Source organism: Prevotella sp. E15-22, assembly GCF_023204875.1.
Lineage (GTDB): Bacteria > Bacteroidota > Bacteroidia > Bacteroidales > Bacteroidaceae > Prevotella.
The window spans coordinates 115,268-130,800 of sequence record NZ_CP096247.1 but is presented as its reverse complement, the minus strand read 5'-3'; the positions used below and the strand labels follow the sequence as shown (position 1 = coordinate 130,800).

General features: G+C 49.2%; 13 protein-coding genes and 1 riboswitch. Of the genes, 3 read left to right on the top strand and 10 right to left on the bottom strand.

Annotated features, from left to right (window positions below; translation table 11 throughout):
• The first annotated feature begins 4 nt into the window (after positions 1 to 4).
• A complete protein-coding gene (locus tag M1D30_RS00495) occupies positions 5 to 2,443 on the top strand; it encodes a DUF4419 domain-containing protein (protein WP_248505109.1) in 2,439 nt (812 codons plus the stop codon).
• Positions 2,444 to 2,479: 36 nt separating this feature from the next.
• Here M1D30_RS00495 and M1D30_RS00490 read toward each other — a convergent pair whose 3' ends face one another.
• The 7 genes from M1D30_RS00490 to M1D30_RS00460 all read right to left on the bottom strand — a co-directional run bounded on the left by M1D30_RS00490 (position 2,480) and on the right by M1D30_RS00460 (position 8,178).
• On the bottom strand, positions 2,480 to 3,175 hold the full coding sequence (locus M1D30_RS00490) for a hypothetical protein (RefSeq protein ID WP_248505108.1): 696 nt from the start codon (positions 3,173 to 3,175) through the stop codon (positions 2,480 to 2,482).
• Between the two features lie 64 nt (positions 3,176 to 3,239).
• Positions 3,240 to 3,728 (bottom strand): hypothetical protein, encoded by a 489-nt coding sequence (locus M1D30_RS00485; RefSeq protein WP_248505106.1) that lies wholly within the window; start codon positions 3,726 to 3,728, stop codon positions 3,240 to 3,242.
• 22 nt (positions 3,729 to 3,750) lie between these two features.
• Entirely contained in the window at positions 3,751 to 4,293 is a 543-nt protein-coding gene (locus M1D30_RS00480) for an imm11 family protein (RefSeq protein WP_248505105.1), read from the bottom strand.
• A gap of 20 nt (positions 4,294 to 4,313) precedes the next feature.
• On the bottom strand, positions 4,314 to 4,490 hold the full coding sequence (locus M1D30_RS00475) for a hypothetical protein (RefSeq protein WP_248505103.1): 177 nt from the start codon (positions 4,488 to 4,490) through the stop codon (positions 4,314 to 4,316).
• Positions 4,474 to 4,767 carry a nucleotidyltransferase family protein gene (locus M1D30_RS00470; RefSeq protein WP_248505101.1) on the bottom strand — a complete coding sequence of 98 codons (294 nt, stop codon included), beginning with the start codon at positions 4,765 to 4,767 and terminating at the stop codon, positions 4,474 to 4,476. Before M1D30_RS00470 ends, M1D30_RS00475 begins: the two co-directional genes overlap by 17 nt.
• Before the next feature lie 554 nt (positions 4,768 to 5,321).
• Positions 5,322 to 6,329, bottom strand: a complete 1,008-nt coding sequence (locus M1D30_RS00465; protein ID WP_248505099.1) for a 2-oxoacid:ferredoxin oxidoreductase subunit beta — start codon at positions 6,327 to 6,329, stop codon at positions 5,322 to 5,324.
• A 4-nt stretch (positions 6,330 to 6,333) separates the two neighbouring features.
• Positions 6,334 to 8,178 (bottom strand): 2-oxoacid:acceptor oxidoreductase subunit alpha, encoded by a 1,845-nt coding sequence (locus tag M1D30_RS00460; protein ID WP_248505097.1) that lies wholly within the window; start codon positions 8,176 to 8,178, stop codon positions 6,334 to 6,336.
• A gap of 241 nt (positions 8,179 to 8,419) precedes the next feature.
• On the opposite strand from M1D30_RS00460, the gene M1D30_RS00455 reads away from it, so the two are divergent.
• Positions 8,420 to 9,394: a M28 family peptidase gene (locus M1D30_RS00455; RefSeq protein ID WP_248505095.1), complete on the top strand. Its 975-nt coding sequence runs from the start codon at positions 8,420 to 8,422 to the stop codon at positions 9,392 to 9,394.
• Positions 9,395 to 9,399: 5 nt separating this feature from the next.
• On the opposite strand, the gene pnuC is transcribed toward M1D30_RS00455, so the two are convergent.
• Together pnuC and M1D30_RS00445 are read right to left on the bottom strand one after the other, a co-directional pair.
• Positions 9,400 to 9,996, bottom strand: a complete 597-nt coding sequence (gene pnuC / locus M1D30_RS00450) for a nicotinamide riboside transporter PnuC (RefSeq protein WP_248505093.1) — start codon at positions 9,994 to 9,996, stop codon at positions 9,400 to 9,402.
• Between the two features lie 16 nt (positions 9,997 to 10,012).
• Positions 10,013 to 12,445, bottom strand: a complete 2,433-nt coding sequence (locus tag M1D30_RS00445) for a TonB-dependent receptor (RefSeq protein ID WP_248505091.1) — start codon at positions 12,443 to 12,445, stop codon at positions 10,013 to 10,015.
• 80 nt (positions 12,446 to 12,525) lie between these two features.
• A riboswitch (TPP riboswitch) is annotated at positions 12,526 to 12,620 on the bottom strand.
• A gap of 139 nt (positions 12,621 to 12,759) precedes the next feature.
• On the opposite strand from M1D30_RS00445, the gene M1D30_RS00440 reads away from it, so the two are divergent.
• Positions 12,760 to 13,896: an N-acetyltransferase gene (locus M1D30_RS00440; protein WP_248505089.1), complete on the top strand. Its 1,137-nt coding sequence runs from the start codon at positions 12,760 to 12,762 to the stop codon at positions 13,894 to 13,896.
• Positions 13,897 to 13,983: 87 nt separating this feature from the next.
• Here M1D30_RS00440 and M1D30_RS00435 read toward each other — a convergent pair whose 3' ends face one another.
• On the bottom strand, positions 13,984 to 15,456 hold the full coding sequence (locus tag M1D30_RS00435; protein WP_248505087.1) for an amidophosphoribosyltransferase: 1,473 nt from the start codon (positions 15,454 to 15,456) through the stop codon (positions 13,984 to 13,986).
• Between the last annotated feature and the right edge of the window lie 77 nt (positions 15,457 to 15,533).

The following is a 15,533-nucleotide window of genomic DNA, read 5'->3' as shown; positions in this document are numbered from 1 at the left end:
ACTTATGAGAAAATTTTTAGCCATCACCATCATGGTGATCATGGCCGGCACGGCCTCTGCCCAGGAGTGTAAGGTGTTGAATCAGGAAACTGGTTTCATCAGGTTTGAGGTGGACGAGAACCTGCCTGCACCAGAGAAGGATTTTTATTACTTTGACTCAACAGAGCAACAGGCACAGAATTTGGTTAGTAGTTCTGTGCCGTATGGCTACAAACCAGAGATTCTGGCTTATAGCTTCGCTGGTGAGAAGATGACCTTGATGCGCGAGGATGTGTTCTTCAATGCATTGGTTCAGGCCTATGCCGACCATCGCCCGTTTGTCATCTCGCCCGATATGGTGTGGCAGCTGATTGGCTTCAATTTCAGCGAGTATGTCAACAACCACTCCGAGGAAATGCGTTCATTGTTGGTGCATCACGAAGGAGTAAAGGACCTGAGAATCATGACTGACGAGGACATACTGGGTGATAAGAATGCCGATTGGAGCGACATTTTCGAGAAGTTCTCTGTTGCGATTGCCGAAAACACCAAGGGCGATATTGCCCAGCTGATGACCTCCGACTTCACGACCACAGGTCCCACGGAGCGTATCGCCTCGCAAATCACGCTGATGGAGTCGCTGAAAAATTATTTCCACTATGTCGCAGGACGCCTCGCATGTGGTATTCCCAACATCACGCTGAAAGGTACACCTGACGACTGGCGCAAGGTGGCAGAGAAGGTGCAGGGACTGGAGAAGTACAACATGGGATGGTGGACCAAGGAACTGAAACCCATCATGGCTGAGTTCGTCAAGACTGCTGAAGGACATCCCGACAAGAAGTTCTGGAAGGACATCGTGATGCAGGACCGTCCAGACCGCCTGCGTGGAGGTGGTTGCAGTAGTGAGAAGCCTACCGACCTCGATGGCTGGATGGTGAAACTATTCCCAGATATGAAGAAGGGGCAGATGCGCGCCTCCATCCCTTATGGACGGAGGCAAGGCGCAGAACTGTCGAACGTGCAGTTCAAGTACCAACTGATAGACCCCATCACGATGAAGGTGATTGAAGAAACGGATATCATGCTCTATGCAGGATTCGTAGGCGTGACGGTCGATGAGGCCACAGGTGCCTTGGAACCCAAGATAGGGTGGATTGCTCGTAAGGTGGACGAGGATGCAGAAGTGGTGGCACGACTCACAAGCACGTCAATCTCGTTCAATGAGTCGGGCACAAAGATAAAGACGGTTCCCGAGGTGTTGAAGCGTGAGAAGCACTACAAACAACTCCACCTGACGTTCGAGGACAAGGTCATCGTGCCCGAGTGGATGGACAGCATCCAGATTGACGACTTCACCATTGAGGGCTACATGACCGACGCGGAGCACACTCAGCTTAAGAAGCGGTTCCCCAAGGCCAAGGTGAAACGTCAGCTTCATAACACCACCACCCGCCGAGACCTCGCTCCTGGTCAGTATGCCTATCGCCTTGACAGCATCGTGAGCGCATCATCATCCGGATTATCTGTTTTTCGTCTCGCATACGACGAGCAAGGCCGTATATCAGAAATGATAAGGCATTATTCGTATGATTCAAGACCCCTAAAAAGCATTTTCCATTATGACGAACGTGGCTTCTGTGTAAGAGAAGACCAATACGAAATGGCGAATGGCAATGATGTGCTGACAATGGTGCGTGAAGATACCTATACCGACGAAGGCCGAATAATGAAACGGGAATCGAAGATGTTCGACAAAGAGGGAAAGCTGTTTCATCACAATACAGATAGCTACACCTACGACCAGCGTGGAAATCGTGTAGAGGAAATGAGCGAACGTGAATACAATAGCAGATCATCCGGCAAGACGAAAAGAACCTCTGTGTACAATGCACTTAACCAAGAGGTAGAAGAGGTAGTGTATGGCTATAAAGTAAAGGAAGATGAATTTTTTCCGAATATCACGGACAAGATGGATTATGACATGCAGGGCCGCGTGAACCATTATACAACCATCTCAACGAATAGGTGGGACGACGCTACGACTGAGGGCTTCTTTGAATATACTGAACAGAACGGTCAGGTGGTGCGTGAGACGCACAAGTTCAAAAGTTCACGTGACGACAACTGGACGGTGGAAATAACCAGCCGCGCCTACGACGCCTATGGCAATCTGGTGCGTGAAGACCGTGAGAAGAACGACACTTATAGCGGCTCCACCAACTACTACTACGACCTTGCCACCAAGGCTGAGCATGTGCAAGGCGTTGACTGGTACGACAAACCAGGCATGAGTCTTCTGAGAGTGGGTTTGCTCTGCGAAGCATGCAACCGCAAGTCCCGCGTCACGCGCATCAACAGCGTCAACGCCTCTGGCGACTTCGAGGGAATGGATGGCTCAAACACCACGGGTTCCGACATAAGGTTTTATTATACAAGCCTCCCGAAACAGAATGATCAGTAGAACCGTCCCTTGATTATTTGGTTCAAACTGATGCCATCACTTCTTTTTAAAGAGTTGTCTCAATATTCCACTAAGTCCTTTGCTTTTCTTTTCAGGAACAAGTTGCTCTGTGATATATTCAGAAAAATAGTCTTTATACTCTAGCACGACTGGTGACGTACGTTTAAAGCAAAACGTTTCGTAGTCAGAGAATCTGTTATCATAGTCACACCATTTGCCCCACATTCCGCTATCTCCAAAGACATAATAATTATGGTTAAGCATATTGAAAAGCACATCGGTTATATAGCCACCCTTTGATATTTCTTCCCATGATTTGCCGACTGGAATCTTTATCTTGAATGCCACCTCAGGATCTTTTTCACAGCTCTCCTCTTCTACAATAAAAATGTTTTTATCTCCATATTCCATGCAGACTTTCATAATGAGTTCATAACTCTCTTTCCAGAACAATGGTGAAGAATTGTATGAGAAATATTCAAATCCATCTACAAACATCTCATCCAATGTCATAGATTCAATATTAAAAGTCCTTTCAGGAGAAAAACGGAAAACAGTCTGCATCACAGGAGCACAATGGTCCTTGTACTCAGAATCACTCATTGCATAATGGCGCAAAAAGTCCAAAGCCTGAAGCCTTAAAACATTCTCATCAATAATTTGAGAATCAATGCCCCAAAATTCGTGATTGAAGGATTCGCTATAATAATCCAAGCATTTCTCGATATTCATCTGCTTTTTTTAGTTAAGTTTTTCAGGAACCAAGACCTATCCCATTGATTATATAATTTCCATTTCAGTCATATTCTGCATAGAAGCCATAACTTTTACCCGTTTTCATCCTATAGACAATTCTTTCTGGTTGAAAAACCAATCCCAAATATGCCTGTTTAAAAGCTTCATCCTGAACTCTTATTCGTAATGGTTCTTCATTGATATTCCATATTTCCCAGTCATCTTGTTTTTCTGAAGATGAAAAATCTTTTTTTATTTTAAATAGGATATGTTTTGTCTCCCCTACATCTTTCACATTGCCGACTTTCTCCCATAATTCTCTCTTTATACCAGCACTTACAACGCAATGCGCATAGAAATCAACATCTCCTTTTATCACCTCAGATAATTCTGGTTCAACTTCAATAGGATATAATTCTTTGAACACCCTTACCACATCACTATTTAGTTGCGTTAAGTCGTTGACAATATATTGCAAATACTTTTTGTACTTACCATCTATTGCGACACAGAACACATCGCCGATTTTTGTAATTATGCGCTTTTTCATATACAAAAATAGCTACCTTTGTTTATATATCATTGCATTTTATGGGTACAAACTCCACACCTCCAGCCAATCCCGCTTTTTTTAGATGGTCGCATACCTTTGCAGATATGACAACATCATTGATTGCCGGCTGAGTATTGAATAGATGAAGGTCTTTAACTTTTGAGTAGTTTAGGCAAACCTTTATTATTATATCTGTTCCTTTTGCATATATTGTGGTATTCTTATCAAGAACATCAAATATCTTCGTAAAGTGCAAAATATAATAGTCCTTATCCCCAAATTCCTTACTAATAACTTTCACTGGAAGAAATTCCACATCATAATCAGATGGGATATACAAACATAGTATATCTTTAAATTCTTTGCTAACTAAATTAGCACCTCCTGTGCATTTGTTGAAATGACGATAGACACCATCTCTTAGCTCAATCACCAGTGACTGCCAATTCTTAACTTCTTCTGCATCACATGCTATCGGAAATGGCCAGTGGGAAGGAGAATAAAGCACCCCTCCCTCATTATCATTGCCATCAATGATTATCTTATAAAACTTAGCTTCCAAAAGATCAGGGGGTAGGTATATTATTCTTCGCTTAAATCATTGATTATCTTTTCGACAACAGGTTTCATTTGGGGAATATCCTCCTCGATTGTTCGAAAGACAACATCTGTATCAATCTCAAAAGCAACAAGTTCCAGCATAGCCTTAATCTTAAGAAGGCTGTCAAGCGCTATTTCCGTATCAAACGAATATGCCATCCCTTAAAATCCTTTTTCGAAGCAAGTTGTTCATGTTTTCACGAACACGGACCAAGTCTACCTTACAATCAAGCAATTGTTCAAGTTCAGACTGAATTTTATCCAGAGTTAGCAATGAGGGAGCCTGACCCTCATAACAAATATCAACATCGCTTTTATCCGTTTGCTCGCCACGAGCAACAGAACCAAAGATGCCAAGCTTTGTGATGCCATATTTTTCCTGAGCCGTTGGTTTAAAACGACTCATTAAGGATAATATTTCAGCTCTTGACTTCATCTTGTTTTATGATTAAATCATTATTCTTTGCAAAGATAGATAGTTTTTTTCAAAGTGCAAAATAAAATAAGAAAAACTTATTAATATACAAACATCCCTATCTAGGTTGAGACCAGAACATGATTGAAAGGGAGGGTTTTATTGTAATTTTTTGAAATATTCAGACAATAGCGCCTCTGAGATTTAAAAATTCTGAGCCAAAAATTTTTTCTGTGCGTACAGGCGAAATATGAGCATGTTCGTAAATCACTGAAAATGAGAGGCTTACGAAATTAGCTCGAAAAGTGTAAAGATTTAGAACGCAATCGAATATTCGTTTAGGTTGTAACGGAGCCTGAGTTACACTGCAACGGAGGCTGTTTTGCATGGTAAAACAGCATGAGTTGCATCGTAAAACAGCCTCCGTTGCAACCTAAAATCGATAGGGGTATGAAAAAAGGGGCCAAAAGCCCCTTTTTTGCGTTCTAGTTTGCATTTTTTCAGAACCCTGTTTTTTGGCAGTTTTTCTTGACAATCACAGGGTGAATACCTTCATCTTGATGACTGGCGGCAAGTTACTTCACCTCCCAGATGTCGTTGGTCTCGAGCAACTCCTCGAAGTTGTGATACTTCTTCTGGGCACTCACCTCGGCCAACTGCGCATGAACAGCATCGTTGTAGGTAGGAGCGTCCACGTCGCGAATCACACCCAGGGCGATGGGGAAGCCATCCTCAGGTGTCATCATGGCCAACTTCAGCTGCAGGGTGTTGTCCTCGCAGTGAGCATCGTGAACCAACACATCGTCGATGGTGTAGCCGTCCTTACCAATCTCAACCACCTTCAGGCCAAAGCCCTGCTGAACGAGTCCAAATTCGTTGTTCTCGCCAAACACCAGCTTCTCGCCATGACGAACATAGATGGCATTCTTCTTACGACCCTCGTTGTTGTAGACCACATCGTGGCAGTGGTCGTTGAAGATGACACAGTTCTGCAGCACCTCAGTGACAGAGGCACCCTTGTGCTCGTAGGCAGCCTTCAGCACCTCGACAGTACCCTTGGCATCGGTAGCCACGCAGCGAGCGAAGAAATGGCCACGAGCGCCAAAGCAGAGCTCTGCAGGACGGAAGGGATCCTCCACTGTGCCGTAAGGGCTCGACTTAGAGACGAAGCCACGAGGAGAGGTGGGCGAATACTGGCCCTTGGTCAAACCATAGATACGGTTGTTCAAGAGAATCATATTCAGGTCGATGTTACGACGGTTAGCGTGGATGAAGTGGTTACCACCGATAGCCAGTCCATCGCCATCACCACTAACCTGCCAAACGGTGAGGTTGGGGTTGGCCACCTTAGCACCAGTAGCGATGGCAGCGGCACGACCGTGGATGGTGTTCATGCCATAGGTAGCCATGTAGTGAGGCAGACGGCTGGAACAGCCGATACCAGAGATCACTGCTACGTTCTCAGGAGCTACGCCAATCTCGGCCATAGCCTTATGGAGTGAAGCCAGGAAGAAGTGGTCGCCACAACCAGGGCACCAACGAGGCTGGCCTTTCTTAAAATCTTGTGCTGTATATGTACTCATTGCTTTACTTCTTTAAAATGTCCTCGAATGCGTTCACTAACTCTTCTACCACGAAGGGCTGACCCTTGACCTGATTAAACTGGTAGGGCACGAAGCCGTCGATCTTCATGCGAAGGTAGGCAGCCAGTTGACCCATGTTCTGCTCGGCCACAACCACCTTCTTATACTTAGAGAGAACCTCGGCCGTGTTTTTGGGCAGGGGGTTCAGGTACTTGAACTGAGCCTGAGCCACCTTGTAGCCCTTAGCCTTCAACTCGTCCATAGCTGAGTGTAGGTGGCCGTAGGTAGAGCCAAAGCCCACGATGAGCAGGTCGGCATCGGCATCGCCGTCCACCTCGAGGTTGGGCACCTCAATCTTCTCAATCTTCTGCTGGCGCAGACGCGTCATCAGGTCGTGGTTCTCAGGGTTGGTAGAGATGGCGCCAGTAGCGTTGTCCTTCTCCAGGCCACCAAGGATGTGTGCAAAGCCCTCACGACCAGGCACAGCCCAATAGCGAGTGCCATTCTCAGCACGCATGTAGGGTGTCCACTTGCCCTTCAGTTCCTCAGGAACATAAGGGGGATTGATGGCACCAAGCTGAGCCATCTGGGGCAACTTGAAGGCACCAGAGCCATTAGCGATATAAGCATCGGTGAGCAGCACCACAGGTGTCATGTGCTCCAAGGCAATCTTGGCAGCCTGATAGGCAGCATCGAAGCAGTCGGTAGGACTCAGGGCTGCGATGACAGGCATAGGACTCTCACCATTGCGGCCGAAGAGGGCCTGCAGCAGGTCGGTCTGCTCGCTCTTGGTGGGAAGACCAGTGGCAGGACCACCACGCTGCACGTCGATGACGAGCAGGGGCAACTCCATGATAACGGCCAGGTTCATCACCTCCGACTTGAGGCAAACGCCAGGACCAGAGGTTGAGGTGACACCCAGGGCACCAGAGAACGATGCACCCAGGGCCGAAGCAGCACCACTGATCTCGTCCTCACACTGAACGGTGATGACGCCGCATGACTTATGCTTTGACAACTCGTGCAGGATGTCGGTGGCAGGTGTGATAGGATAAGAACCCAGGTAGAGGCGCAGGCCAGCCTTCTCGGCAGCGGCAATCAAGCCATAGGCCGTAGCCTTGTTACCCGTGATATCCATATAACGGCCAGGAGTCTTCTCCTTCGACTCCACACGATAAACATTGATAGCGTTTGAATGGGTGTTGTGACCATAGTCCCAACCAGCCTGAATCACCTTGATGTTAGCCTCAGCGATGGCAGGCTTCTTGGCAAACTTCTCGCGCAGGAAGTTGGCCACGAGGTTCAGGTCGCGATCGAACAGCCAGCAGACAAGTCCCAGAGCAAACATGTTACGGCACTTCAGCATGGCCTTGTTGTCCATACCACTGTCGGCCAGACAGCTCTTCACCATGGTGGTGAGGGGGCACTGGATCACACGGTCAGGGTCGATGTTCATCTCGCCAAGATAGTCCTCTGTCTGGAACTGAGCCTTCTCCAGGTCCTTGGGTCCAAACGAATCGGTATCGATGATAATCGTTGCACCTGGCTTAGCATAGCGATACTGAGTCTTGAGTGCAGCAGCATTCATGGCCACCAGTACGTCGCACTTATCGCCAGGGGTGTAAACCTTACCTGCACCAATATGTACCTGGAAACCAGACACACCAGTGAGCGAGCCTTGCGGAGCGCGAATGTCGGCTGGATAGTCGGGGAATGTAGAAATGCCATTGCCTACAGTGGCACTGACTGTTGAAAAAATGTTTCCGGCCAACTGCATACCGTCGCCAGAGTCACCTGAGAAGCGGACAACAACCTGGTCCAGCTCCTTCACTTCCAATTTTTCTGCCATAGCACGTGTCTCTTATGTAAAATGTAGATAAATTCTTTGTTCGGAGTGCAAAGTTACTAAAATTCAATGAAAGTAAATACAAAAAAACGAATAAATTAGTGGATTTCTTTGAATTTTATGCAAGAAAGGATAGAAAAATGCAAAAATATGCAATATTATGCAAAACTATGCCAAGAAAGATGATGAGACATTTGAATATATGGATTATTATGTTTAATTTTGCACCACCAAAAACGAAAATATGAAACAGTTATTGATTCTTTTGAGTGTGACACTCCTATGCGCAGCTTGTGGAGACAAACATAAAAAAAGTGCCGACGCAGCGGACGATGCGCTGGTGGCACAACAGTTCTCGGCCGACTCGGCCTTTACTTTCTGTCAGCAGCAATGCGACTTTGGTCCTCGCACCATGAACAGCGAGGCCCACGAGCAGTGCGGACAGTGGATTATGGATAAGTTTAGGAGCTACGGACTGGAGGTGAGCGAACAGCGCGCCACCCTGACGGGCTTCGACGGCACGCCCCTACAGAGCAATAACATCACGGCCCACTATCAGCCTGAGCTGCAGCAGCGCATCCTGATATGCGCCCACTGGGACAGCCGACCCTGGGCCGACAACGACCCTGACGAGGCCAACCACCAGAAGCCTGTGCTGGCTGCCAACGACGGTGCCAGCGGCGTGGCCGTGATGCTGGAGCTGGCTCGTGTGCTGAGTGCCGACACCTGCCGACTGCCTGTTGGTGTCGACTTCGTGTGCTTCGACGCTGAGGACTGGGGCACTGAACACCAGAGCGACTCATGGGCGCTGGGTGCACAATACTGGGCAAAAAATATTCATAAGGAGTTGAACGGCAAGACCTACCGCTATGGCATCTTGCTCGACATGGTAGGCGGCCAGGGTGCCCGTTTCTATCAGGAGGGCGTGTCGCTTCTTTATGCCAAGAACGTGGTAGACCGTGTGTGGAAAGCCGCCACCATAGCAGGCTATAGCAGTATGTTCCCACAGGCCGACGGTGGCACCATCACTGACGACCACGTGCCTGTGAACCAGGCCGGCATTCCCTGTATCGACATCATCCCCTGCTATCCTGACTGCGAGCAGAGCAACTTCGGCCCCACATGGCACACCATCAGCGACGACATGGACCACATCGACCCTGCCACACTGAAGGCCGTGGGACAAACACTCTTGCAGGTGCTCTTTACAGAGAAATAATAAGATTACCGATTGCTTTTCACCGTCTTTGCCATGCTTCTCCACTTAAGATAGCCGGCAATGGCGATTACAACATAAAGACCATAGAGCATGGCCTTGAAAGGTATGCCTTTCTTAATATATAGAAAGGTGCACACGCCATCGACCACCATCCAGAACACCCATTGCTCCACATATTTTCGAGCCAAGGCCCACAAGCCCACAAACGACAGGGCATTGGTAAAGGAGTCGAGCAGGGGCACGGTAGAGTCGGTCCACGTGACGAGTACATAATAGACGGCAGCCCACGCCACAAAGAAAAACACGATGGTGGGCAGATACTGTCGTCGAGGCATGAAGATGATGGGCAGCGGCTCCTTCTTCTTGCGCGTCTTTACAAACTTCCACACATAGAAGCCATAAAGGGCGGCAAAGGTATAGTAGCACGCCATACCAGCATCGCCATAGAGGCCGTGCTGCCAATAGAGCACGATGTCGAGGGCTGGCATGATGACACCTATCACCCAAAGGGCAATATGAGCACGATACTCGAGCCAGATATAGATCAGGCCGAGTATCGTGGTCAGTATGTCGAGCCACTGGGAAGAGAGGAATTCCATCATACTGCAGTGGTTTTCTTTAGAATCTCAGTGTGAGGTTGGCCATGGCCGTGCGACCAGCCATGGGCACGAAGCCCATTTGGTAGTAACGGTTCTCGTTGGGGTGTGTGCCTGAGAGAATAGCTGAATAGACCCAGCCGCTGGTGGCATAGTGGGCATCGAACAGGTTGTTGAACTGCAGACCCAGCACCACCTCGTGGAGGGGCGACACCTTCGTGACCTTCGAGGTATAGGTGAACTTCAGGTTGCTGAAGCTGAAGGCAGGCAGCGAACGGTCTTTGTTCTCAGTGTTGTCCAGGTACTGGCGACTCACATAGTTGGTGTGCCAGGTGGCCTGCAGGCCCTTATAGTTGAAATGAACCATACCATTGAGGATGGCTGAGGGCGAATAGGCCAAGGTTGAGTTGTCGTAGTGGAACGTAGCTGCGTTTCTGGTCCAGTCAACCTCCACCATCTCGTCGAAGTCCTTGATCTTGTTCTGACTCAGGGCTGCATTACCCTCCAGGGTGAGCAGTTTGCAGATACGCCAGTTGGCAGCCAGTTCGATACCTGCGCGATAGGACTTTGCGATGTTGGTGGTCAACTTCTCGCCAATATCGCTCAACTCGCCCGTCTGCACCAGCTGGTCTTTGAAGTCCATATAGTAGAGCGTGGCATCGAAATAGAAATTACGAGTTGAATAGTGATAACCCAGTTCATAGTCAATCACCTGCTCGGCCTTGGGATTGGGATATTTGTAGTTGTCCGTGAAGTTGTTGCGCTCAGGCTCACGATGACTCATGGCAACAGTAGCGAAGGCAGTGTGATTGTTTCTTCCTGAACGTGTTTCGTGGTGCCACTTGACGCCCACCTTGGGGTTCACGAAGTTGTACTTCTCGTTGATGTTCAGCGTCTGGTTGTGCCATAGGCCGTCGGTTCCCTGCACGAAACGGTCGTTGATACCGTCTGTTTTGTAGTTCACATGACGATACTGCAAGTCGCCCGTCAGATACCAGCCATTGGTTACCCAGTCATGGGTCAGCAGATAGTCGCCTTTCACATAGATGTTGCCATCAAACTTCCGTGCGTCAGAGTCGTAGTATTTGTGGTCGCCATTGGACAGATACTGCTCACGCAGGGCCTCGTCCTTGATATAGGTGATATAGCCGAAGTGGTTGCCATCGAACTGCTGAACAGAGAAGCCGCCCACCACGTTCCAGCGACTGTCGTAATAGTGCAGGTGGCCCACCATGCCGTAAGTATCCTGCTCCAGTCCCTTCTTGCGCACGAAGTCGGTCTTGGTGTTGGTACTCAGACCAAACTTCTCGCCAGCCTTCTTGTGATAGCGGAACTCCTTGTAGTAGCCATAGCCGTGGGTATAGTGCAGCGAGGCCGAGGCCGACAGGTTGTTGGTGATCTGGTATGACAGCGAGAGGATGTTATGGTTCTGCCAGAAGTTATCCGTGGTCTTGGGCCAGTAAGAGCCGTCGGCCATCTCCCAGCGGTGGGTCACGTAGTTGCCGTCAGCATCCTTCTCAAACAGATTGCCGTTGCTGCCGTATGTCAGCGTCTCGTAGAGTGTGTTGTAGCGACCTAGACCTGCGTTGTAGAGGTCCTCGTAGGTCTTGATGCCTGTGGGCAGGTTATAGCTCCATGTGCCATCGTCCAGACAGCCGTCCATGATACTGTAGTCGTTGTCGCCAGCAGTAACGGCATTCCAGGCCTGACCCGTCTTTTCGAAGTTGCCGATGTTCTTATAGCGAATCATGAAATCATCGTCCAACCAGGTCAGTCCACCATAGTAAGAGCCACTGCGTCCGTCAGTGCCGTGGATATAGCCGTCTGTGTTGGTCTCGTGATAGGCACCGTCGAAGATCAGGTGGTTCCACAGCAGACCCGTTGAGAAGTTGCCACCCAGGTTATAGGTGTTATAGGCACCATACGAGGCCGACAGTTCGCCACCAGCCTTGCGCGAGGGGGCTTTTGTCTGCAGCGAGATGGCACCTCCAAAGGCACCGTCGCCATTGGTCGACGAGCACACGCCACGCTGAATATCCACGCTGTTCAACAAGGCTGCATAGCTGTTCATGTTGGCCCAGAACACGCACTGGTCCTCAGGCGAGTTGAGGGGCACGCCATCGATAGTTACGTTGATGCGCGAGTCACCAGCGCCACGAATACGCATATAGGTGGTTCCAGTGCCCAGTCCGTTCTCACTCCAGGCCATCACACCTGGCGTGCGAGCAAAGAGGAAGGGCAGTTCCTGACCAGAGCTGGCGAAGTTGCTCAGTGTTCTCTGATAGAGAGTGGTGCGTGGGGTACCCGTTGTTCTTGAGCGTACACCATCCACCGTTACTTCCTGCAGTTGCTGTAATCTGATGGAGTCGACGATTGCCTTTGCAGGATTACTAAACTTCTGTGCTGTTGCATTCACACTGATGAATGCCATCAATACAAAAAGAATCTTCTTCATTCCTTTTCTTTCCTTTTTTAGTCGCTACGCTTTGTAAAAGTGCTAAAGCGAGTCTTTTTACTTTAAATAAAACGGGGCTTGTTTGATATGCTTTCCATCCCTACGCCGGCATGATCCGAATCAGGTTAGAGGGTATCATCTCAGCCCGAACCTTCGGGCACCCCTTGAATTGCGGATGCAAAGTTACGCATTATCTCCCACCCTGCCAAACATATCGACAAAAAATGTGGATTACGTTTTGCCATTTCACCAAAAATGGTTACCTTTGCATCTCGTAAAAACTTTAATTGAGAAAACGTTTTTCCATATATACCATGGGTAAAATTGAGATAGTAACAGTAACTAACCGAAAGCAGTTACGACAGTTTATTCAGTTCTACTACGACCTCTATCGTGGCAATGAGTATGCCGTTCCCTATTTGTTCTTCGACGAGATGTCTACCCTTCAGCGCAGTAAGAACCCCTCGTTCGAGTGCTGCGAGTCGGAGTATTTCATGGCCTTTCGTGATGGCAAGATGGTGGGCCGCGTGGCTGCTATCATCAACAGACGCGCCAACGAGCGATGGAACATCAACCAGGTGCGCTTCGGTTGGTTCGACTTCATCGACGATATCGAGGTGTCGGCTGCGCTGCTTAAGGCCGTTGAGGACTGGGGCCGCGCCAAGGGCATGAACGAGATGGCTGGTCCGTTAGGATTCATCGATACCGACCGCGAAGGCATGCTGGTGGAGGGTTTCGAGGAACTGTCTACGATGTATGTGAACTACAACTATCCCTACTATCCTCAGCACATGGAGCAGTTGGGCGGCTTCCGCAAGGACAACGACTATATGGAATATCTGGTTAAGGTGCCTGAGGTGGTGCCCGATAAGTTTGCCAAGATTGCCGACATGATTACGCGTCGCTATGGCCTGCAGGTTCGCCATTTTACCAGTCACGAACTGCAAAAAGAGGGCTGGGGCCGCAAGGTCTTCGAGTTGGTCAATGCCACCTATAAGAACCTCTACGGCTATTCGCAACTTTCAGACCGCCAGATAGACAAGCTGGTGAACGACTATATCAAGATTGCCGATACCAACCTCATCACCGCTGTGATGGATGGCGACGAGATGATTGGCTTCGGTGTTACCTTCCCCTCGTTCTCACGTGCATTGCAGAAGACGCGCGACGGTCGTCTGTTCCCCTTCGGCTGGTGGCAGCTGCTGCGCATCCTGAAGTGGCACAAGACCGACACCGTCGACCTCCTGTTGATAGGCGTGCTGCCTGAGTATCGCCAGAAGGGTGCCAACTCACTCATCTTCAACGACCTTATCCAGCAGTTCCAGCGCTACGGCTTCCGCTATGCCGAGGCCATGCCTCAGATGGAGGATAACGAGGCTGTCCGCTCGCAGTGGCAGTACTTGGAGAGTCGCCAGCATCGCCGTCACCGCTGCTATAGAAAGGATCTTTAAAGGAACAAGAGACTAGATAATAAAAAACAACAGGGATGTTCACAATGGAACATCCCTGTTGTTTTTATGATGTATGTTTCTGATGTCTTATCCAAAGAACTCGCCATCACCCTGCTGGTCGTAGCTGCTGCCATCGAAGCAATGGGTGCACACCTGACTCTTAGGCAGACCGATTGACTCGATGAGGTCCTCGATACGGGCGAACTTCAGTGAGGTGAGACCCAGACGGCGCGCAATCTCATCGACCATGCGCTTATACTCGGGCGAGTCGGTCTGTGCATACTTATCGAGCTTCGCCTTGTCGTCGCCCTCGAAGTCGCGAATGATACGACGGGTGATGAGCTCAAGGTCGCTCTTGCTGTTGGTAAAGCCGATGAACGGACAGCCATAGACCAGAGGCGGACATGAGATACGCACGTGTACCTCCTTGGCACCGTTCTGAACAAACTCGCGGGCATTGTCGCGCAACTGCGTGCCACGAACGATAGAGTCGTCGCAGAACACCACGCGCTGGTCCTTCAGCAGGGCTGCATTGGGAATGAGTTTCATCTTGGCCACAAGGTCACGACGACTCTGATTGCCAGGAGTAAACGAACGTGGCCAGGTGGGTGTGTACTTCAGCACGGCACGCTTATAGGGGATACCAGAACCTTCGGCATAACCCAGGGCCATACCAACGCCAGAATCGGGAATGCCACACACCAGGTCGGCCTCGATATCATCGCGCTCGCCCATCATGCGACCGTTCTTCTCGCGTACATATTCTGTATTGATGCCTTCATAACAAGAAGCGGGGAAGCCATAGTAAACCCAGAGGAACGAACAAATCTGGCAACGTTTGAAGGCAGGCTGCAGTACCTCGAAGCTATCGGCATGCAGGCGCACAATCTCACCAGGACCAAGGTCGCGCACGGGTTTGTAATCAAGGTTGGGAAAGCTGGTGGTCTCGCTGCTCACGGCATAGGCTTTCTCCCAGTCATCAGTACCGATGGGTGACATCTTATGCACTTCTTTCTTTCCGATGACAATAGGCGTACGACCCAGCACATCACGAGCGGCAATGATACCGTCTTCAGTCAAAATGAGCATCGAACATGAACCTTTAATCTTGCGGTATACCATGTTGATGCCCTCTACGAATGTACTTCCCATGTTAATAAGCAAAGCCACAAGCTCTGTCTGATTCAGGTTGTTAGCGCTCTGCTCGCTCAGATGCATGCGCTGCGCCAGGAGCTCGTCGGCAATCTCGCGCAGGTTGTTGATCTTTGCTACGGTGACCACCGCATAACGACCCAGATGCGAGTTGATGATGATGGGCTGGGGATCGGTGTCGCTGATGACGCCCAGGCCCTGATTGCCAGCAAACTCGTGAAGCTCGTCTTCAAACTTTGAGCGGAAATAGTCGCGCTCCAACGAGTGGATGCTACGGCTAAAGCCCTTTTCTTTGTCGAAGGTCACAAGACCAGCTCGTTTTGTACCAAGATGAGAATTGTAGTCAGTGCCGTAAAACAAGTCGTTTACGCAGTCTTTAGTGGAAATGGTTCCGAAAAATCCGCCCATAGTTGTTATCGCTGTTTTTGTTTGCGAGTGCAAAGGTACTACTTTTTTGCGAATAATGAATTACGAATTATGTTTTT